This is a genomic window from Ruegeria sp. BHSC037 (assembly GCF_059613045.1).
Genome location: NZ_JBXWRT010000007.1, coordinates 12526 through 31516, shown reverse-complemented (window position 1 = coordinate 31516; position 18991 = coordinate 12526). Strand labels below are relative to the sequence as shown.

The 18991-nt window shown below is 63.5% G+C and carries 18 protein-coding genes; 6 read left to right on the top strand and 12 right to left on the bottom strand.

Translation table 11 applies throughout. From position 1 onward, the window contains the following. Positions 1-2: 2 nt before the first annotated feature. From AC2FMN_RS08650 to AC2FMN_RS08635, 4 genes are all read right to left on the bottom strand, one after another. Entirely contained in the window at positions 3-1187 is a 1185-nt protein-coding gene (locus AC2FMN_RS08650) for an amino acid aminotransferase (protein WP_496687445.1), read from the bottom strand. Then, the gene (gene sseA, locus AC2FMN_RS08645; RefSeq protein WP_496680546.1) at positions 1187-2041 is read right to left on the bottom strand and encodes a 3-mercaptopyruvate sulfurtransferase; all 855 of its coding nucleotides are present in this window, start codon (positions 2039-2041) and stop codon (positions 1187-1189) included. Before sseA ends, AC2FMN_RS08650 begins: the two co-directional genes overlap by 1 nt. Before the next feature lie 80 nt (positions 2042-2121). Beyond that, positions 2122-2391: a CBU_0592 family membrane protein gene (locus tag AC2FMN_RS08640; RefSeq protein ID WP_496680547.1), complete on the bottom strand. Its 270-nt coding sequence runs from the start codon at positions 2389-2391 to the stop codon at positions 2122-2124. 22 nt (positions 2392-2413) lie between these two features. Next, complete coding sequence (locus AC2FMN_RS08635; RefSeq protein WP_496687442.1) at positions 2414-2977, bottom strand: helix-turn-helix domain-containing protein; 564 nt, start codon at positions 2975-2977, stop codon at positions 2414-2416. A gap of 105 nt (positions 2978-3082) precedes the next feature. Between AC2FMN_RS08635 and ilvD the strand changes: the two genes are divergently transcribed. Then, complete coding sequence (ilvD, locus tag AC2FMN_RS08630; protein ID WP_496687440.1) at positions 3083-4915, top strand: dihydroxy-acid dehydratase; 1833 nt, start codon at positions 3083-3085, stop codon at positions 4913-4915. Positions 4916-5114: 199 nt separating this feature from the next. On the opposite strand, the gene AC2FMN_RS08625 is transcribed toward ilvD, so the two are convergent. Beyond that, complete coding sequence (locus AC2FMN_RS08625) at positions 5115-5933, bottom strand: sulfotransferase family protein (protein ID WP_496680551.1); 819 nt, start codon at positions 5931-5933, stop codon at positions 5115-5117. Positions 5934-6075: 142 nt separating this feature from the next. On the opposite strand from AC2FMN_RS08625, the gene AC2FMN_RS08620 reads away from it, so the two are divergent. Further along, a complete protein-coding gene (locus AC2FMN_RS08620; protein WP_496687437.1) occupies positions 6076-7653 on the top strand; it encodes a DUF5928 domain-containing protein in 1578 nt (525 codons plus the stop codon). Positions 7654-7687: 34 nt separating this feature from the next. On the opposite strand, the gene amaB is transcribed toward AC2FMN_RS08620, so the two are convergent. Next, the gene (gene amaB / locus AC2FMN_RS08615) at positions 7688-9187 is read right to left on the bottom strand and encodes an L-piperidine-6-carboxylate dehydrogenase (RefSeq protein ID WP_496687436.1); all 1500 of its coding nucleotides are present in this window, start codon (positions 9185-9187) and stop codon (positions 7688-7690) included. A gap of 17 nt (positions 9188-9204) precedes the next feature. After that, positions 9205-10311, bottom strand: coding sequence for a saccharopine dehydrogenase family protein (locus AC2FMN_RS08610; protein WP_496687434.1), 1107 nt, complete (start codon positions 10309-10311; stop codon positions 9205-9207). Positions 10312-10557: 246 nt separating this feature from the next. Between AC2FMN_RS08610 and AC2FMN_RS08605 the strand changes: the two genes are divergently transcribed. Then, positions 10558-11556: a LacI family DNA-binding transcriptional regulator gene (locus AC2FMN_RS08605; RefSeq protein WP_496680586.1), complete on the top strand. Its 999-nt coding sequence runs from the start codon at positions 10558-10560 to the stop codon at positions 11554-11556. On the opposite strand, the gene AC2FMN_RS08600 is transcribed toward AC2FMN_RS08605, so the two are convergent. Then, complete coding sequence (locus AC2FMN_RS08600; protein WP_496680555.1) at positions 11557-12690, bottom strand: Gfo/Idh/MocA family protein; 1134 nt, start codon at positions 12688-12690, stop codon at positions 11557-11559. Positions 12691-12733: 43 nt separating this feature from the next. Continuing rightward, a complete protein-coding gene (locus tag AC2FMN_RS08595; RefSeq protein WP_496687432.1) occupies positions 12734-13837 on the bottom strand; it encodes a Gfo/Idh/MocA family protein in 1104 nt (367 codons plus the stop codon). 65 nt (positions 13838-13902) lie between these two features. Here AC2FMN_RS08595 and AC2FMN_RS08590 point away from each other — a divergent pair, with 65 nt between their 5' ends. The 3 genes from AC2FMN_RS08590 to AC2FMN_RS08580 are packed head-to-tail and all read left to right on the top strand — an operon-like array spanning position 13903 to position 16619. Next, a complete protein-coding gene (locus AC2FMN_RS08590; RefSeq protein ID WP_496687431.1) occupies positions 13903-14937 on the top strand; it encodes a PfkB family carbohydrate kinase in 1035 nt (344 codons plus the stop codon). A 9-nt stretch (positions 14938-14946) separates the two neighbouring features. After that, positions 14947-15783: a 5-deoxy-glucuronate isomerase gene (locus AC2FMN_RS08585; protein ID WP_073279634.1), complete on the top strand. Its 837-nt coding sequence runs from the start codon at positions 14947-14949 to the stop codon at positions 15781-15783. Continuing rightward, positions 15780-16619: a class II fructose-bisphosphate aldolase gene (locus tag AC2FMN_RS08580; protein ID WP_496680561.1), complete on the top strand. Its 840-nt coding sequence runs from the start codon at positions 15780-15782 to the stop codon at positions 16617-16619. Before AC2FMN_RS08585 ends, AC2FMN_RS08580 begins: the two co-directional genes overlap by 4 nt. A 3-nt stretch (positions 16620-16622) precedes the next feature. On the opposite strand, the gene AC2FMN_RS08575 is transcribed toward AC2FMN_RS08580, so the two are convergent. From AC2FMN_RS08575 to iolB, 3 genes are read right to left on the bottom strand one after another with little or no spacing between them, the layout of a single operon-like run. Then, entirely contained in the window at positions 16623-17402 is a 780-nt protein-coding gene (locus AC2FMN_RS08575) for a TIM barrel protein (RefSeq protein ID WP_496680563.1), read from the bottom strand. Positions 17403-17428: 26 nt separating this feature from the next. Beyond that, on the bottom strand, positions 17429-18187 hold the full coding sequence (locus tag AC2FMN_RS08570; protein WP_496687429.1) for an SDR family NAD(P)-dependent oxidoreductase: 759 nt from the start codon (positions 18185-18187) through the stop codon (positions 17429-17431). After that, positions 18184-18990, bottom strand: a complete 807-nt coding sequence (gene iolB, locus AC2FMN_RS08565; RefSeq protein ID WP_496680566.1) for a 5-deoxy-glucuronate isomerase — start codon at positions 18988-18990, stop codon at positions 18184-18186. The genes AC2FMN_RS08570 and iolB overlap by 4 nt, the downstream gene beginning before the upstream one ends. Position 18991 lies beyond the last annotated feature (1 nt).

The following is an 18991-nucleotide window of genomic DNA, read 5'->3' as shown; positions in this document are numbered from 1 at the left end:
GCTCAGACGCCGACGTCGATGATGGCCTTGGCGAGGATCGGCACGGTGGCCTCATTCAACCCGGCGATGTTCATGCGGCTGTCGCCGACCATGTAGATGCCGTGTTCGACCCGCAGCTTCTCGACCAGTTCGGGCGCGGCGCCAAGGCGAGAGAACATGCCGCGATGCTGGGCCAGGAAGCCGAACCGGTCCGATCCGCTCAGCCGCTGCAGCTCATCCGCCAGTTGGCGGCGCAGGCCCAGCATCGACAGGCGCACCTCTTCCAGTTCGGCCATCCAATCAGCGCGCAGGCCCTCATCCATCAAGATCGTGGTCACCACGCGCGCGCCGTGATCCGGCGGGAACGAATAGTTCTGGCGGTTCAGAAACGCCAGCGTGCCCTGGTTCAGCGCGGTCTGGCCCGCATCGGCGCTGACAGCCATCAGCAGGCCGGTGCGCTCGCGGTAGACACCGAAATTCTTCGAGCAAGACGCCGCGATCAGGCATTCCTTGACCGAAGAAGCGACCAGCCGGGTCGCCTGCGCATCCTCGTTCAGACCGTCGCCAAAGCCCTGATAGGCGATGTCGATCATCGCCACCAAGCCGCGGACGTTGATCAGGTTCACCACCTCTTGCCACTGCACCATGTTCAGGTTGGCGCCGGTCGGGTTGTGACAGCAACCATGCAACAGCACCACGTCGCCCGCCTTGGCAGTCTTGAGGTCCTCGATCATGCCGTCGAAATCGACGCCGCGGGTTTCCTCGTCGAAATAGCGATAGGCGACGGTTTCGATGCCCAGATAGTTCAGGATCGAGATGTGATTGGGCCAGGTCGGGTTCGACACGAACACCCGGGCCGAGGGGTTGGCCATGCGGATCAGTTCGAACACCTGACGGCAGGCACCGGTGCCGCCCGGTGTGGCCACGGCGGCAATATTGGCGCGCGGCACGCTGGTGCCCAGTATCAGCGCGATCATCGCATCGGCATAGGCCGGGTCACCGGCCAGCCCGGTATAGGCCTTGGTCTGCTGTTCTTCCCAGATGCGATGCTCGGCGGCCTTGACCGCGCGCATGACGGGCGTCACGCCCTCGGCATTCTTGTAGACGCCGACGCCCAGGTCGATCTTCTGCTCGCGCGGATCATCGCGATACATCTGCATCAGCGCCAGGATCTTGTCGGCTGGCTGCGGCTTGAGGTTCTCGAACATCAGGAGTCTCCGGTTGCGACGGGCAGGGTCGGGAAGGCGCCCCATTCGGCCCAGCTGCCGTCATAAAGTGCATGGTCTTTCTTGCCCATGCGCTCGAGCGCAAGGCTGAGGATCGCGGCGGTCACGCCCGACCCGCAGGTGGTGATCGCAGGTTTCGACAGATCGACGCCTGCGGCTTCGAACACCGCGCGGCAGTCCTCGGGCGATTTCATGGTGCCATCGGGGTTCAGCAACTGTCCGAAGGGCACGTTGCGCGAGCCGGGGATGTGCCCTGCCCGCAAACCTTCGCGCGGTTCGGGCTGGGTTCCGGCGAAACGGTCGGCCGCGCGGGCGTCGATGATTTCGTGATCGGCCAGCTTGGCGGCGGCCGATACCTGGGTCACGTCGCGGACCAGGTGGTTCTGCACACGCACGGTCATGTGGCGGTCACGGATGACGGGGGGCAGATCCTCGATCTCGCGCCCTTCGGCGACCCATTTGGGCAGGCCACCGTCCAGAACCGCGATGTTCTCTTGCCCCATCAGGCGGAACAGCCACCAGACCCGCGCCGCCGAAAACAGTCCAGCGCCGTCATAGACCACAACCTGATGGCCGTCGCCCACGCCCATGGCCCGCAGGCGCGACATGAATTTCTCGACCGGAGGGGCCATGTGCGGCAGGTCCGAGCGGTGGTCCGAAATCTCGTCGATGTCAAAGAACCGTGCGCCGGGAATATGTCCGGCCTCGTACTCGGCCCGGGCGTCGCGCCCTTGCTGCGGCAGGTACCACGAGGCGTCGAGGATCCGCAGATCCGGGTCCTTTAGGTGGGCGGCCAGCCATTCGGTGGAAACAAGGGTTTTTGGATCGTCCAGCATCAAAGCCTCCCCTATACGCGCAAGGATTTCCCTATACGCGCAAGGGTGCGGGTTCAAGGCTGGATCGGGTCCCTGCGGCCCTATCGCACCCGTCGCAGGCGGAAATGCTGGATGATGCCGATCACGCTGATGGCGATCCAGAAACTTTCGATCAGCATCGAGGCCAGGTTGAAGTTCTGCAGCAGCGAATAGACGATCAGAACCGACCCCACCAGGTTGACCACCGGAAAGGCCAGATCGTCGGAATTCATCATCCGCATCTGGGTGGCGAAATAGGCCGCAACCACGATCAGCGCCCCGAAGGACCCGATGCCATCGGCCAGCGTCAGGCCGTTCAGGAATTCCGCCATCAGGTTGTCCCTTTCTGCCGTATCAACCGGCCGCAGCGGTCGCGGGCCGATGTCCGTAGTGATGCATGTTCAGAAACGCCGCGCCCTCGGGCCCGGCGCGATAGCCATGCGGCAGGTCGGCCGGAAAGCGCAGCCCCTGGCCCGCGCTCAGCGGCACCCATTCGCGGTTCCGCAGCACCTCGAGCGCGCCGCTCAGTACAAAGACTTCCTCGGTTACGCCGGCGGCATGGGCGGGGGATTCGTGGCATTGGTTGCGGTCCAGTTCGACGTGAAAGGTCTCGGCCCCCAGAACCGGGTCAAAGGGAAAGACGATCTTGACCTTCAGACTGCCCGGAAAGGTCACGGTGCGGAACCGGGCCGCATCCGCCGGGTCGCGCAGGGCGCTGGTGCCGATCAGCGCGCTCAGCGGCATCTGGAACCCCTTGGCGATCTTCCACAGCGTCGCGATGGTGGGGCTTGATTCTCCGCGTTCGATCTGGCCCAGCATGGCCTTGCTGACCCCGGTCAATTCGGCCGCTTTGGCCAGGCTCAGCCCCGATGCCGCCCGGACGTCTCTGAGTTTCAGGGTGATGTCGTCCGATTCCATGGCCACGTCCCGCGATTTACCTTGTGCGTTATAACGCACATGTGCTACGTGCGCTATAACGCACGCAACCCTGGTTTTGCAACCGGGCAAAAGGGAAACAGCATCATGCCAATGTACCGATCCAGAACTTCGACCCATGGCCGCAACATGGCCGGTGCCCGCGGCCTGTGGCGCGCCACCGGGATGGGAGACGACGATTTCGGCAAGCCGATCATCGCCATCGTCAACTCGTTCACGCAATTCGTGCCGGGGCATGTCCACCTCAAGGATCTGGGTCAGATGGTCGCCCGCGAGGTCGAGGCCGCCGGCGGTGTAGCCAAAGAGTTCAACACCATCGCCGTCGATGACGGCATCGCCATGGGCCATGACGGGATGCTGTATTCGCTGCCCTCGCGCGAGATCATCGCCGACAGCGTCGAATACATGGTCAACGCGCATTGCGCCGATGCGATGGTCTGCATCTCGAACTGCGACAAGATCACCCCGGGCATGCTGATGGCGGCGATGCGACTGAACATTCCGGCCATCTTTGTCTCGGGCGGCCCGATGGAGGCCGGCAAGATCGACATTGCTGATCTGGATGTGAAGAAGATCGACCTGGTCGATGCCATGGTCGCCGCCGCCGATGACAAATACACCGACGAGCAGGTCAAACATATCGAAGAAAACGCCTGCCCCACTTGTGGGTCGTGCTCGGGCATGTTCACGGCGAATTCGATGAACTGCCTGGCCGAGGCGCTGGGTCTGGCGCTGCCGGGCAATGGCTCGACCCTGGCCACCCATTCCGACCGCAAGGAGCTGTTCCTGGAAGCAGGGCGTCGCATCGTCGAGATCACCAAGCGCCACTATGAGCTGAACGAAAAAGGCTTCCTCCCGCGCGAGATTGCGACCTTCGAGGCCTTCGAAAACGCCATGAGCCTGGACATCGCCATGGGCGGCTCGACCAACACGGTGCTGCACCTGCTGGCCATCGCGCATGAGGGCGGGGTGGATTTCACCATGTCCGACATGGACCGTCTCAGCCGCAAGGTTCCCTGCCTGTGCAAGGTCGCGCCCAATACCGAGAACGTCCACATGGAGGACGTGCACCGCGCGGGCGGCATCTTCTCGATCCTGGGTGAGCTGAGCCGCGCTGGTCTGCTGCATGACGACTGCTGCACGGTGCATTCGGCCACAATGGCCGAGGCGATCGCCAACTGGGACATTAAGGTGACCAACAACCCCAAGGCGCAGGAGTTGTTCAAGGCCGCGCCGGGCGGTGTGCGCACGACACAGGCCTTCAGCCAGTCGAACCGCTACAAGGAACTGGACACAGACCGGGCAAACGGCGTGATTCGGTCCAAGGAACATGCGTTCAGCCAGGATGGCGGTCTGGCCGTTCTGTTCGGCAACATCGCGCGCGACGGCTGCATCGTGAAGACCGCAGGTGTGGATGAGAACATCCTGAAATTCACCGGCACCGCCTATGTCTGCGAAAGCCAGGACCAGGCGGTGAACGACATCCTGACCGGCAAGGTCAAGGAAGGCGACGTGGTCGTGATCCGGTATGAAGGCCCCCGCGGCGGGCCGGGCATGCAGGAGATGCTGTACCCGACCTCGTACCTGAAATCCAAGGGCCTGGGCAAAGCCTGTGCGCTGCTGACCGACGGGCGGTTCTCGGGCGGCACCTCGGGCCTGTCGATCGGCCACGTCTCGCCCGAGGCGGCCGAAGGCGGCGAGATCGGTCTGGTGCAGAACGGGGACACGATCGAGATCGACATCCCCAACCGCTCGATCCACCTGGCCGTATCCGACGAGGAACTGGCCGAACGCCGCAAGGCGCAGGACGCGAAAGGCTGGGAGCCGGCCCAGCCGCGCAAACGCAAGGTGTCCACGGCGTTGAAAGCCTATGCGAAGCTGGCCACCAGCGCCGCAAAAGGCGCGGTGCGTCAGGTCTGAACGCTGACGGCCCGCGTCATGCGGGCCGGTCCGTTGCCTGAATCCAAAGGGCTCCCGCGTCTGACAGGACCCATCGGCTGCGCCGCTGCCTCCGTCAGCCTTGGGCCGGGCGCCGCGCTGTGCGCGGCGCCCGGCCCAACCAGAGGAGGTGTCTCGCCAGAGACATCGAGGATGGGTGGGAGCACCCCTGCCTATGGGATCAATCACCCAGCTTGGCGTGAATCTCATCCAGATCGATTTCACCCGTCGGCATCTTGTTGGCCGGATTTTCGAAATCGTATTTGAACAGTTCAAAATCCTGCTTGTAGATCTCGTAGACCAGATGCATCGACAGGTCGTCGAAATAGTCCTCGACCGGATGCGCGCGTTTGGGGCCGTGGCCTTCGGACTCGTTGAAGCGCGGGATTTCGGACAGAGTCACAGGGTGGGGCGTTTCGATCTGATCCAGCACGCCCTGCATGCCCTCGTTGAACTTCTCGGTCCAGAATATCCGGTCATAGCGCCCGCCATTCACGATGAAGGTCGAGACATGCCCCGACATGGCCGACCAGTGGATGTCCGGGTCCATCGGCCGGCGCCAACGGATCGTGTCGCGGGCAAACAGAAGAAACCGGCGGAAGCTGGCGATCTGGTCGAATTCGCCCTTGCCGTCTTCGCCCCCGACCTCGATCCCGTAATTGTAGATCAGCGTCGGCACCAGATTGCCCCGGTACCGTTTCCCGTTGCGCTGAATGCCGCAGATCTTGTCGAAGAACGAACTGAGGATCCGCGTATAGGGGTTGCGCACGCAGGTGAAGGCGAAGGACTTGTGCCCGCGCACATTGGCCGAGATCACATCCTGGCTGTGGTCAAACGCCCATTTGTGCATCCCGTCTTTGGCGTCGTGGATATCGCCATCAAAGAACCGGCCATGATCGGAGTAATACATGATCTGCCCGATGGTCGAGCAGGCGCATTTGGGCACCACGCGATAGACCATGCTTTCGCTCTCGGTCATCCATGTGCCGGGAAATCCCATCTGCCATGCCTCCTCTGCCAGCCGAGTCTCAGGGTGATGAGCCAGCTTTTGGCGCCAGACAAGCAAAAATATACTGTTTATTCAATCGTTCATCCTCAGTATCACGGTCGGAACCGGGCAGTAACGGAAAACAACGACGCCAATGGCCAGAATCGCCTATGTTCTGCTGTGTCACAAAGACCCCGACGCGATCATCGCGCAGGCCCAACGCCTGACAGCGGTCGGCGACTACATCGCGATTCATTTCGACGCCAGCGCCTCGGCGGCCGATTTCAGCCGCATCCGGGACGCATTGAAGAACAGCCCCAACGTCGCTTTCGCGAAAAAGCGGATCAAATGCGGCTGGGGCGAATGGTCGTTGGTGCAGGCTTCTCTGCGTGCGGTGGAGGCCGCGGTCGAGGCCTTTCCCCGCGCCACCCATTTCTACATGCTGTCGGGCGACTGCATGGCGATCAAGACTGCGGAATACGCCCATCGCTTTCTGGATGAAAACGACAAGGACTTCATCGAAAGCCACGATTTCTTCGCCAGCGACTGGATCAAGACCGGCATGAAGGAAGACCGGCTGATCTATCGCCACTATTTCAACGAACGCACCCAGAGCAAACTGTTCTATGCCGCCTACGAGGTCCAGAAGCGCCTGGGGCTGACTCGCGAGATCCCGGAGGATCTCCAGATCATGATCGGCAGCCAGTGGTGGTGCCTGCGCCGCCGCACGATCGAGGCGATCCTCGCGTTTCTGCGCCAGCGCCGGGACGTGGTCCGGTTCTTCGCGACGACCTGGATTCCGGACGAGACCTTCTTTCAGACCCTCGTGCGGCACCTGATCCCGCGCTCGGAGATCGAGAACCGCACACTCACGTTCCTGATGTTTTCCGACTACGGCATGCCGGTGACCTTCTACAACGATCACTACGACATGCTGCTGAGCCAGGATTACCTGTTCGCGCGCAAGATCAGCCCCGAGGCACATCAGCTGAAACAGAAGTTGGGGGCGCTCTATGCCAGCGAAGGGGTCGCGTTCCAGATCTCGAACGAGGGCCGCAACCTGCATGGTTTCCTGACGGGCCGCGGCCGTGTGGGCCGCCGTTTCGCCCCCCGCTTCTGGGAGGTCGCCAACACGATCGGCCCCGATCGCGACCTGTATCTTGTAGTGTGCAAGAAATGGCACGTGGCCAAACGGCTGATCGACCAGATCGCCTCTGAAACCAACCTGCCCTGCATCGAATACCTGTTCAACGAAGAAGCCGCCCCCCTGCCCGATCTGGGCGGGATCGAGACGACGCTGGTCAAGCGGTCACGCCATCGCCGCGCGGTGATGCGGCTGCTGTTCGATCATTTCGACACCGACAAGCTGGTCATCTGCCTGGACCCGGCCAGCCTGGACATCGTGCAGGATTTCTGTTCGGACCGTGCCCGCACCCACGTTCTGGAGGTGCAATGCACCTATTCCGACGACTACCTCGTGGGGCATGCCCACCGGGTCGGGCTGGCCGGGCAGAACTCACCAGCCGCCACGGTCCAGCATCTGCTGCCCACGATCCGCAGCGATCTGGCCTATGAATCCGAACAATTGCGCAGCGCCGGGCTGGACCGATTCCACCGGCTGCGCGAAACCGGAGATCCGGCGGAAAACATCGCCGCGATCTCGAATTTTCTGGGGGTGCCAGAAGAAACCGCGCAATCCATTCTGAGGCTGGACTACCTGTTCGCCGATTGACGGCCCGGCCGCACCGGGCCGCCGGACCGGACGGTCAGATGTCGAACTTGACGCCCTGCGCCAGGGGCAGCTCGGCCGAATAATTGATCGTGTTCGTCTGCCGCCGCATATAGCCCTTCCAGGCGTCCGAGCCGCTTTCGCGTCCGCCACCGGTTTCCTTCTCACCGCCGAACGCGCCGCCGATCTCGGCGCCCGAGGGGCCGATATTCACGTTGGCGATGCCGCAATCGGACCCGGCGGGCGACAGGAACTGCTCCGCCTCGCGCATGTTCAGCGTGAATACGCAAGACGACAGGCCCTGCGGCACGTCGTTCTGCATCTCGAGCGCCTCGTCGAAACCGTCGTAGCCCATGACATAGAGGATCGGCGCAAAGGTTTCGGTCTTCACGATCTCGGTCTGGCCCGGCATTTCGGCGATCGCGGGCTGTATGTAGACACCGCCCTCGGGTACGCCGTCGGTGACGCGCTTGCCGCCGAAGACGTTGCCGCCCTCGGCCTCGGCCGCCTTCAGCGCGGCCTCCATCGCCTGCCCCGAGGCCTCATCCACCAGCGGCCCGACCAGCGTGCCTTCGGCCAGCGGATCACCGATGGGCAGACCGGCATAGGCTTTTTTCAGCCGCGCAACCAGATCGGCACGGATCGAGTTGTGCACGATCAGCCGCCGCAGCGAGGTACAGCGCTGACCCGCAGTGCCCACGGCCGAGAACACGATGGCCCGCACCGCCATTTCCAGATCGGCCGAGGGGCCCACGATCATGGCGTTGTTACCGCCCAGTTCCAGGATGCACTTGCCGAACCGCTGCGCCACGATCGGCGCGACCGCGCGGCCCATCCGGGTCGAGCCGGTGGCCGAAATGATCGGCACCGTCTCGCTGGCCACAAGCGCCTTGCCCAGATCGGCGCCGCCGACCACCAGTTGCAGCAGCCCGTCGGGTGCGTCGCCGAACCGGGCCACGGCCTTTTCAAAGATCTTCTGACAGGCCATCGCGGTCAGGGGCGTTTTCTCGGACGGTTTCCAGATCACCGGATCGCCGCAGACCAACGCCAGCGCCGCGTTCCACGACCAGACCGCGACCGGGAAGTTGAAGGCCGAGATCACGCCGACCGGCCCGGCCGGGTGCCACGTCTCCATCATCCGGTGGCCGGGGCGTTCGGAGGCGATGGTCAGGCCATACAGCTGCCGCGACAGGCCGACGGCGAAATCGCAGATGTCGATCATCTCCTGCACTTCGCCCAAACCTTCCGAGGTGATCTTGCCGGCCTCCCAGCTGACCAGCGCGCCGAGATCCTCCTTGGCGGCGCGCAATTCCTCGCCCAGCAGGCGGATCAGCTCGCCCCGGCGCGGGGCGGGCACGGTGCGCCAAGCCTTGAAGGCCGCCGTGGCGCGGGCAAAGACCGCGTCCATGTCGGCAACAGGCGTTTCATGCACCCGCGCCAGCACGCGACCGTCGATGGGCGAGCGGACCTCCAGCGTGCCGCCGGTCAGCTCGGCCGCCGTCAGGCCCAGTTTTTCGAGTGTGTGTTCTGCAGTCATGACTACATCTTTCATGTTCAGGCCGCCTTGTTCTGGGGTGTTACTTCGCCAGCGCGGTACAGCTGGCCGAATTCGGTGTTCAGGAAATCATCCAGCCTGACCTGCTCTTGCCGGACGAACCCCCGGGTGGGCAGCGCGCCGGTGCGCATCAGATCGACCACGCCCAGAACGCCGGCGGCGGTTGTGATCTGGATCGCGCTCCAGATCTGGCCGTCGATGGTGCGGGCAAAGGACTTGTTGATCAGGGATTTCTCGCGCAGCGCCCCGTCGATCATGCCCTTGGCCGTGCAATAGACCAGAACCACGTCCTGATCGGTGCGCGGCAGCGCAGTTTCAAAGATGTCCTTCAACAGGTCGCGGCGCTGGCCGAGGCCCAGGTCGGTCAACAGCAGTTTCAGGATGTCGCGATGGCCGGGATAGCGGATCGAGCGATAGGACACCGCCCGGGCCTTGCCGGCCAGCGTCTCGGGCAAGGTGCCCAGACCGCCCGAGGTGTTGAAGCATTCGTATTCCACACCGTCATGGCCGATGATCTCGTAATCCTCGAGCGGCGCGGTCTTGACCCGCTCGCCATTCACGATGGCGTCGCAAGGGTTGCAGTATTCGTTGATCAGCCCGTCGGTGGACCAGGTCAGATTGTATTTCAGCGCATTTGTCGGATAGAGCGGCAGCGCGCCCACCCGCATGTGCAGGCTGTCCAGCGTGTCGAATTCGGCTGCCAGAGCGGCGCCCGCGATGCCGACGAAACCCGGTGCCAACCCGCATTGCGGCATGAAGGCGGTGCCGCTGTCGCGGGCCAGTTCGCGCACGGCGTTGGTCGCGGCTACATCCTCGGTCAGGTCGAAATAATGGGCACCCGCCGCCTTGGCTGCCTTGGCGATGGCAGGCGTCAGGAAAAACGGTGCGGCCGAGATCACCGCATCGAACCCCGCAAGCCCCTGTGCCAGCCCGGCTTCGTCGCCCGCGTCGATCTGGCGGGTGGTGATGCCCTGCCTGTTCAACGCCGACAGGGCCGTCAGGTCATGATCGGCCACGGTTACAGTGTAGTTGTGCGATTTCTTCAACAGGGCGGCGATCATCTGTCCGATCTTTCCGGCCCCGACGACGCAGATGTTCCAACTCATTGCGCGCCTCCTCCTCTGCTCTGGTTCCAGTATGACCGCGCCGCCGTCCGAGCACAGCAATCGAGTTGACGAAACGGACAGCTTTTCCGTCATATTGACGGTAATTGAATCAAAATGTCAGATCGAGATCCGCAGCGCTTCGGAACCTGAAGTCAGGGGAGGAAATGCTTTGCAACCGATTGCACCATTTTTGCAATGATGCGACATTCAACAGATCCAATCGACCGCATAGAGGAGAGCAAGCAGTTGGGCGTTACGCTGAAGGAAGTTGCGGCCTTGGCCGGGGTGTCGCGGTCGGCTGTGTCGCGCACCTTCACGCCGGGCGCCTCGGTCTCGGCCAAGACCCGCGCCAAAGTGGAAAAGGCCGCCAAGGAACTGGGCTACAGCCCCAACGCGCTGGCCTCGTCGCTGACGACGGGGCGGACCAAGCTGATCGGCCTGATCTCGAACAACTTCCACAACCCGATATTCCTTGAGGTTTTCGACCAGTTCACCCGCGCCCTGCAGGAACGCGGGCTGCGCCCCCTGATCGTGAACCTGACCGACGAGACCGAGCCCGCCAATTCCGTGCGCATGCTGCGGCAATATTCGGTGGATGCGGTGATCGTCGCCTCGTCGACCCTGCCACCCAGCTTTGCCAAGGCGTTCCACGATGCCGGCGTGCCGGTGGTGCACACCTTCGGGCGCTCGGCGACCTCGCCCGAGGTGCATGTGGTGGGCATCGACAATGTGGAATGCGGACGCATGGCCGCGCGCGAGTTGGTCGCGCGGGGCTATGCCAGCGTGGGCTACCTGGGCGGGCCAGTCGATGCGACCTCGGCGCTGGACCGGCAACGGGGCTTCATCGAGGAAATGGCCAACCATCCGCAGATTCCGGTCAGCCACTCTTTCGCCGGGGCTTATTCCTTCGAGTCCGGCCGGGCCGAGATGCTGCGCCTGCTGGCGGGTGAGCCGGCGCAGGCCTATTTCTGCGGTGACGACATCCTGTCGATCGGGGCGCTGTCGGCGCTGGCCGACCACGGGCTGAAACCCGGCACCGATATCGGGATCATCGGCCTGAACGACATGGAGATGTCGCGCTGGGAATACATCAACCTGACGACCATCCATCAGCCGATCAAGCAGATCATCACCGCGTCGGTCGATCTGGTCGAAGAGATGCTGAAGACGCCCGATCGCTACCCCGAGGCGCGGATTTTCCCCTGCCGGGTGATCGAGCGGGGCACGTTGCGGCCCCGCCCCTGATTAGCGGAACATCGGCGGGCGCGCGTCCTGCCAGGCGCCCTCGGCCCGGGCCGAGGCCACCGCTGCGTGCACCGCGGCAATCGAGCGGACGCCATCGGCGGCATCGGGCAGCCCGTCCCGCGGCTCACCCCGGATCGCGTCGGCCAGATCGCAATAGATATTGGCCACGGCCAGCGGAAAGCCCTCGGGATGGGCAATCGCCACGCGCGACAGGCGCATCGCGTCTTCATGCAGGCCGCCCTCGCCCTTTTCGATGATCTGCGTGCGTCCACCGACCGGTGTGTAGAACAGCTGGTTGGGATGTTCGGACGCCCAGCGCAACCCACCGGTTTCGCCGAAGACCTGGATATCGAACCCGTGCTGCCGCCCGATCGCCACGGACGAGGTCCACAACCGGCCCACGGTGCCGCCCTCCATCCGGAAATTGACCATGGCGTCGTCTTCCAAATGACGGCTGGGAATGGTCGAGGCCATGTCGGCCGACAGCGTCGCGACCTCGTCATCGCAGATGAAGCTGGCCATGTGCAGCGCGTGGATGCCGCAATCGGCGAATTGCCCCGACACGCCCGCCATGGCCGGATCATAGCGCCAGCGCACGCGCGGATTGTCCGCGTCGGTGGCATCCCCATGATGGCCGTGGCTGAAATTGGTGACGACCAGGCGCACCTTGCCGATCTCTCCGGCGCGGACCATGGCGCGGGCCTGTCGCACCATCGGATAGGCCGAATAGCAGTAGTTGACCGCACAGATCTTGCCCGAAGCCCGGGCCACGCGCACGATCTCCTCGCCCTCTTCCACGGTCATGGTCATCGGCTTTTCGCACAGGACGTTGAACCCGGCCTCGAGATACGCTTTGGCGATCTCGAAATGGGTCGCGTTCGGGGTGGCGATGGTCACAAGGTCGATCCGGTCGGGCCGGTCCTTTTCGCCGGCCAGCATTTCCTGCCAGTCGCCATAGGCCCGGTCGGCGGGCACACCCAGCCGCTGCGCATAGGCGCGCCCCTCTTCGGGCCGGTGGTCCAGCGCGCCGGCGGCGAATTCGAACAGGCCGTCGGCCTGTGCGCCCAGACGGTGGGCGGGTCCGATCTGGCTGCCTTCTCCGCCCCCGATCATGCCCCATTTCAACTTTGCCATGGTCTTGGTCTCTCTGCGAACGATGTTGGAAAACGTGTCGGGCCTAGAACGCGCTGACGTCCTGCCAGCCGCGACTGTCGGCCGAGGCCAGAGCTGCGGCCAACACCCGGTTGACCTCGTGCCCGTCCCGGAAGGTCGGCCAGATGTTCCGGCCGGAGTGAATGGCGGTCAGAAAATCCTTGGCCTCGATGATGATCTGATCCTGATATCCGGTGCCGTGGCCGGGACCCTGGCAAAAGGGCTCATAATCGGGATGCGCCGGACCGGTCAGGATCTTGGTGAAACCGCGCTGAGCCTCGGGGCCTTCGCGGCGATAGAGCCACAAGGCGTTCTGATCCTCCTGGTCAAAACGGATCGCGCCCATGGTGCCCGAGATCTCGTAGGCATAACCCATCTTGCGGCCGGTCGCGATGCGGCTGAAATAAAGGTTCCCCATGACGCCGTTTTCAAACCGGCACATCATCTGGGCTTGATCGTCATTGGTCACCGCGCCGCCCGGGCGGGTGTGGTGAACGGTTTCCACATCGGCCATAACCTGCGCGATCGGCCCAACCAGAGCCAGCGCGCCATTGACCATGTGCGGCGCCAGATCACCGATGGTGCCGTTGGCCATACCGGTCGTGCGCCAGGTCGCCGGGGCCTCGGGGTCGGCATAGAAATCCTCGGTATGTTCACCGCGGAACCATGTGATGTCGCCAATCGCGCCGTCGGCGATCAGCTGGCGGGCAAACTGGCTGGCCGGGGTGCGGATATAGTTGAACCCGACCATGTTGACGGTGCCCGAGGCCTCGGCCGCCGCCACCATGGCGCGGCTGTCCTCAAGCGACGCGCCCAGTGGTTTTTCGCACAGCACCGGCTTGCCCAGCGCCAGCGCCACTTCCGCGATCTGCCGGTGCGTGGACTGGGGCGATGCAATCACGACGGCCTCGACCGCCGCGTCAGTGACCAGCGCCTGCCAGTCGGCTGTGGCGCGTCGGAAGCCGTAGGCGGCGCGGTAGCGTTCGGCGCTATCGGGGCTTGAGGCGCAGATCATCTCGAGCCGCGGTCTGAGCGCGGTGTCGAACACGGCGCCCACGGCGGACATGGCCACCGAATGGGCCTTGCCCATATAGCCGCCTCCGACGATTCCAATTCCGATTTCTGGCATTTTGGGCGGCTCCGAACATACTGATTGCAACCGGTTGCAAAATCAGTATCGTGAGAATCGATCCAATGCAAGATCCATCGGATCGGCGGGTCAAAATGTCTGGGAGGAACAGTTTGAGTCACTTGATCGACGGAATCAAAGGAAACCGGTTTGCCGTTTTCGGCCGGGCCGGCATGGACCTGTTCGCCGATCCGGTCGGTGTCAAAAGCGAACATGCCGACATGTTTCGCGCCGATCTAGGCGGCTCGTCCGCGAATATTTGCGCAGGTCTGGTCAAACTGGGCAGCCAGGCGTCGCTGATCACCTCCGTCTCGGATGACGCGGTAGGTCGGTTCTGCCTGAACAAGCTGCACTACTACGGCGTGGACACGTCCTACATTCGCGTCGTCGGCGGTGAATACCGCACGTCTCTGGCCGTCTATGAAAGCTGCATCGAAGACTTTCAGAACGTCATCTACCGAAACGGCGCCGTCGATTTCCAGGTCACCGAAGATGACATGGACCGAGTCGACTATGGCCGCTTCAGCGCAGTAATCTCGGCCGGAACCGTGTTTGCCGCCGAACCGTCGCGCAGCGCCACGTTCCGCGCCTTCGACACCGCGCGCAAGGCTGGCCTGCCGGTGATCTTCGACATCGACTACCGGCCCTACAGCTGGCCCTCGGCGCAGGTCGCCGCGGATGTGCTGTCGCGCGCGGGCGAGGCCAGCGACATGATCGTCGGTAATGACGAAGAGTTCGGCTTCATGGCAGGCGGGATCGAGAAAGGCTTCCGGAAAGCCTGCGATCTGGCCGAGAAACCCGGCCGCATCGTCATCTACAAGATGGGCGAAAAGGGCGCCGTCACCCTGACCGACGGGCAAGAGATCCACACGGGCATCTACCCGGTCACCGCCGTCAAACCCAACGGCGCGGGCGACAGCTTCATGGCCGGGCTGCTGGCCTCGATCGCGGCGGGCCATTCGCTGGAACAGGCGGTGTTGCGCGGATCGGCCTGCGCCTCGATCGTCGTGTCCAAACCAGGCTGCGCGCCCGCCATGCCAACCACCGAAGACCTGGACGCTTTCGTTGCGTCCCACACCGGCCCCACCCCGGCCGGATAGGAGAGCCCGATGCACATCCCCCCGTTCGACAACCAGAACAAACCCATCGTCGATGTCGATGACCCAACCGTGCCGCTGAACTATTTCAACATCGTCAAGTTGAAGCGGGGCGAAGCCTTTGAATATCAGGTCCCAGGTTATGAGACCTGTATCGTGCCTGCCACCGGCAGCGTCGACGTGGATGTCGAGGGCGTGCGCTTTGCCCATCTGGGCAACCGGGGCGAGGATGTCTGGGACGGCGAGCCCGAGGGCGCTTATGTCCCGTCGGGGGCCCGGGCGCAGATGGTTTGCGTGTCGGAGACGGCCGAGGTGTTCGTGGCTGGCGCAAAGTATGACAAGGTGCTGGACCCGTTCGACGTGCGCGAGCACGACTTGGTGCAATATGGCAGCGACGACACCAAGACCCATCGCAAGATCAAACATATCCTGGGCCAGAAACAGCACGACAAGGTCGGCCGCCTGCTGGTGAGTGAGCTGTTCACCGTGGGTCAGGGCGGCTGGTCGGGCTTTCCCAGCCACAAGCACGACACCAACCGCCTGCCGGACGAGACCCGGCATGACGAAACCTACAATTTCCGTTTCAAACCCAACTGGGGCTCGGGCCTGCAGATGTTGCAACGCGAGGACAACGAACCGGGCGATGCCTATCACATCGTCGATGGCTCCACGATCTGCATCGACAAGGGCTATCACCCCTGCTGCGTTCTGCCGGGATACGAGATGTATTACTTCACCATCCTCGGCGGGCTGACCCAACGGTCGCTGGTGCAGTATTTCCAACCCACCCATGCCTATCAGATCGAGACGATCCCGGGTATCAAAGACATGATCGCCAAATTCAAATGACCCTCGCTACGCTCAAAGACGTCCTGCAACCCGCCTATGAACAGGGCTATGCCGTCGGCGGCCTGGTGACGCTGGGCTGGGAGGACATGCGCGCCTATGTCGCCGCGGCCGAGGCCGAGAACGCCCCGGTGATCCTGCAGGCCGGCCCGAGCTGCCGCGAACACACGCCGCTGCCGATCCTGGGCAAGATGTTCCGGTATCTGGCCGAGAACGCCTCGGTACCCGTCGTGGCGCATCTGGATCACGGCTATACGTTCGAGGATTGCAAGATCGCGCTGGACAGCGGGTTCACCTCACTGATGTTCGACGGATCGCGTAAGCCGCTGCAGCAGAATATCGACGAGACCGCCGCGATTGCCGAAATGGCCCGCGCCGCGGGTATCTCGTGCGAGGGCGAGATCGGATTCGTCGGCTATTCCGGCGGCGAAGGCTCGGCCGGGACCGACCCGGACGAGGCAGCCACCTTCGCCGCCCAGACCGGCGTGGATGCGATGGCGATCTCGGTCGGAAACGTCCACCTGCAGCAGAACAAGGAAGGCGGGCTGGACGAGGACCGCATCCGCCGGATTCAGGCCGTGACCAACGTGCCGCTGGTGATCCACGGTGGATCAGGTGTGCCGGTCGAACAGCGCGCGCGGCTGGCGCGTGAAACCGCGATCTGCAAGTTCAACATCGGGACCGAGCTGCGCATGGCCTTCGGTGCCGCCCTGCGCGAGGCCGTGAACCGCGACCCCGACCGGTTCGACCGGGTGACTATCCTGAAGGAAACCCATGACCCGGTTGAGGCTGCTGCCCGCACCGTGATCCGCGCCTTTGGTGCGCCGCCGCAGCGGTGACGCTCAGAGCGTGAATGCCGACCGGAAGGCGTCCAACGCGTCTTCCGGATCGCCTGAGGCAAAGGCTTCCATCCCGACAGGGCCACGATAGCCTAGGTCGTTCAATGCACGCGCCACTGTGGCATAATTGATCTCGCCGGTCCCGGGCTCGCAGCGGCCGGGATTGTCGGCCACCTGCACCTCTCCGATCCAGGGCAGGCATTTTTCACACCAGCGGATCAGGTCCCCCTCGCCGATCTGGGTATGGTAAAGGTCGAGATTGATCCGCAACTGCGGACGATCAACCGAAGAAACCAAGGAAAGCACGTCCGCCGTTGACCCAAACGGACAGCCGGGATGGTCTAGCAGATTCAGGTTTTCAAGCGTGAACACCACATCGTTGGCCTCGGCCAGATCGCAGATGCGGTTCAGGGTGTCCCGAGCCTTGAGCCACATCGACCCTGTGACCACGTCATGCTGCCAGATCGGGATTCCGCCATCGCCCAGACCGGTGCCATGCAGGTTCAGACGTGCAACGCCAAGTCGCTTGCCGACCTGAATTGTTTCGGCGGCCGAAGCCAGCAGCATATCGGCCCCGTCATCATCAGCCAGCCGCCCCCGAAGATAGCCGTTCATGATAGTGAAACTGGCGCCGGTTGCGATCAGCTTGTCAATATCGAGATCCGGCCAGTTCCACAGCCCGACGCCGAACCCCAACTCGGCCAGCCGGGCGGCGCGCCATTCCATCGGCCTGTCCAGCCACAGCATCTCGGCACAGGCCGCAAGTTGAAACGGTTGAGGCATTGATTTCGCTTTCGGCATGAAAGTACTCAGATCGAGCCGCCCTCGACCATGAAGTTCCCGGCACTGCACATGGCCGCGTCGTCCGAGGCCAAAAACAGCACCATCCGCGCCACATAGACCGGGTCGATCGGGTCGGGCAGGCATTGGCGATCGATCTGTTTGGCCAGCGCCGCGGGGGTGACCCACAAGTCTTTCTGGCGCTGGGTCATGATCCAGCCGGGCACGACCGTGTTGACCCGGATCCGGTGATCGCCCAGTTCCCGTGCCATGGTGCGGGTCAGGCCGTGCACAGCGGATTTTGCGGTGGCATAGGCGGGAAAGCCCGCGCCGGCCTCCCACCACGAGTTCGAGCCGATATTGATGATCGATCCCGCGCCCTTGTCGATCATGCCGGGCGCCACGGACTGGATGGCAAAAAACATGTGGCGGAGGTTGGTCGCCATGCGCTCGTCCCAATAGTCCGGCGTTACCTCGCGCCAGTCGTGCCGGTCGTCATGCGCGGCGTTGTTGACCAGAACGTCCGCCGCGCCCAGCGCGCCCGCCAGCTCGTCAAAAGCGGACCGCAGCGCCGCGATGTCGCGCAGGTCGCAGGCGGCAAAGGCGTGGGTTCCGTCCAGTTCGGCCAGCAGCGCGTTGCCGCCCTCGGCGTTGATGTCAACAAAGCCGACCTTGGCCCCCTGTTCGGCAAATCCGCGCACGATCTCGCGCCCGATGCCCGAGGCCCCGCCGGTCACGAACACCGTGCGCCCTTTCAGGCTGGGATAGATGGCAAAGGCCTTGGTCATTTGTCGCGCTCCATGATCCATTCCACTTCGGGCGCCGGAACGAAACGCCATTTGCGCAGTGGTCCGGCCATGACGTTCAGGTAATACATCTCGAACCCGTAGGGCGCCCCGCAGGGGTGGTGCCCGCGCGGCACCAGTACCACATCGCCATCGGACACGGCCATGGTTTCGTCCAACTGACCGTCATCGGTATAGACGCGCTGGATGCCAAAGCCGCTGGCTGGGTTCAGGCGATGATAATAGGTCTCTTCCAGATAGGTGATGCGGGGATAGTCATCCTCGTCATGCCGGTGGCTGGGGTAAGATGACCAATGGCCGCTGGGGGTAAAGACCTCGGTCACCAGAAGGCTGTCGGCATAATCTTCGGCCTCCATCGCGATGTTGTTGATGTGGCGCGTGTTCGTTCCCTTGCCGCGCTCGGTCAGGGTGATGCCCTCGGGCCCGATCCGGCGCGGGGCATGGCCGCCCTTGCCCGGGGCCGAGCACACGGCGATCACGCAATCGGTTTCGGCCGTGGCCTCCCACTCGGTGCCGTTGGGCAGGTACAGGCAATGGGGCGGAGATTTTTCGAACACGTTCATCCGGTCGCCCAACACGCCCCAATCCTGCCCGGCGCCGGTGATCCGGGCCTTGCCCTCGACCATCACCAGAATGACCTCGCGGTCGCCGGTGACCTCGGCGGCGCGGTCGCCCGCCCGCAGGTGAAAAAGACCAAAGCCCACATAGCGCCAGCCGGCGCTGGCGGGCGTGATGTCATGCACCTTACCATGGGTTCCGAACGGTTTTCTCAGAAGTTCTGCCATC

Coding starts and splice junctions, on each gene's coding strand:
- AC2FMN_RS08595 (WP_496687432.1), bottom strand. CDS start 13,837: ATGCCAGAAATCGGAATTGGAATCGTCGGAGGCGGCTATATGGGCAAG.
- AC2FMN_RS08580 (WP_496680561.1), top strand. CDS start 15,780: ATGACCCTCGCTACGCTCAAAGACGTCCTGCAACCCGCCTATGAACAG.
- AC2FMN_RS08650 (WP_496687445.1), bottom strand. CDS start 1,187: ATGTTCGAGAACCTCAAGCCGCAGCCAGCCGACAAGATCCTGGCGCTG.
- iolB (WP_496680566.1), bottom strand. CDS start 18,990: ATGGCAGAACTTCTGAGAAAACCGTTCGGAACCCATGGTAAGGTGCAT.
- AC2FMN_RS08590 (WP_496687431.1), top strand. CDS start 13,903: ATGCAAGATCCATCGGATCGGCGGGTCAAAATGTCTGGGAGGAACAGT.
- AC2FMN_RS08570 (WP_496687429.1), bottom strand. CDS start 18,187: ATGACCAAGGCCTTTGCCATCTATCCCAGCCTGAAAGGGCGCACGGTG.
- AC2FMN_RS08620 (WP_496687437.1), top strand. CDS start 6,076: ATGGCCAGAATCGCCTATGTTCTGCTGTGTCACAAAGACCCCGACGCG.
- AC2FMN_RS08600 (WP_496680555.1), bottom strand. CDS start 12,690: ATGGCAAAGTTGAAATGGGGCATGATCGGGGGCGGAGAAGGCAGCCAG.
- AC2FMN_RS08610 (WP_496687434.1), bottom strand. CDS start 10,311: ATGAGTTGGAACATCTGCGTCGTCGGGGCCGGAAAGATCGGACAGATG.
- AC2FMN_RS08635 (WP_496687442.1), bottom strand. CDS start 2,977: ATGGAATCGGACGACATCACCCTGAAACTCAGAGACGTCCGGGCGGCA.
- sseA (WP_496680546.1), bottom strand. CDS start 2,041: ATGCTGGACGATCCAAAAACCCTTGTTTCCACCGAATGGCTGGCCGCC.
- AC2FMN_RS08625 (WP_496680551.1), bottom strand. CDS start 5,933: ATGGGATTTCCCGGCACATGGATGACCGAGAGCGAAAGCATGGTCTAT.
- AC2FMN_RS08640 (WP_496680547.1), bottom strand. CDS start 2,391: ATGGCGGAATTCCTGAACGGCCTGACGCTGGCCGATGGCATCGGGTCC.
- amaB (WP_496687436.1), bottom strand. CDS start 9,187: ATGACTGCAGAACACACACTCGAAAAACTGGGCCTGACGGCGGCCGAG.
- AC2FMN_RS08575 (WP_496680563.1), bottom strand. CDS start 17,402: ATGCCTCAACCGTTTCAACTTGCGGCCTGTGCCGAGATGCTGTGGCTG.
- AC2FMN_RS08585 (WP_073279634.1), top strand. CDS start 14,947: ATGCACATCCCCCCGTTCGACAACCAGAACAAACCCATCGTCGATGTC.
- ilvD (WP_496687440.1), top strand. CDS start 3,083: ATGCCAATGTACCGATCCAGAACTTCGACCCATGGCCGCAACATGGCC.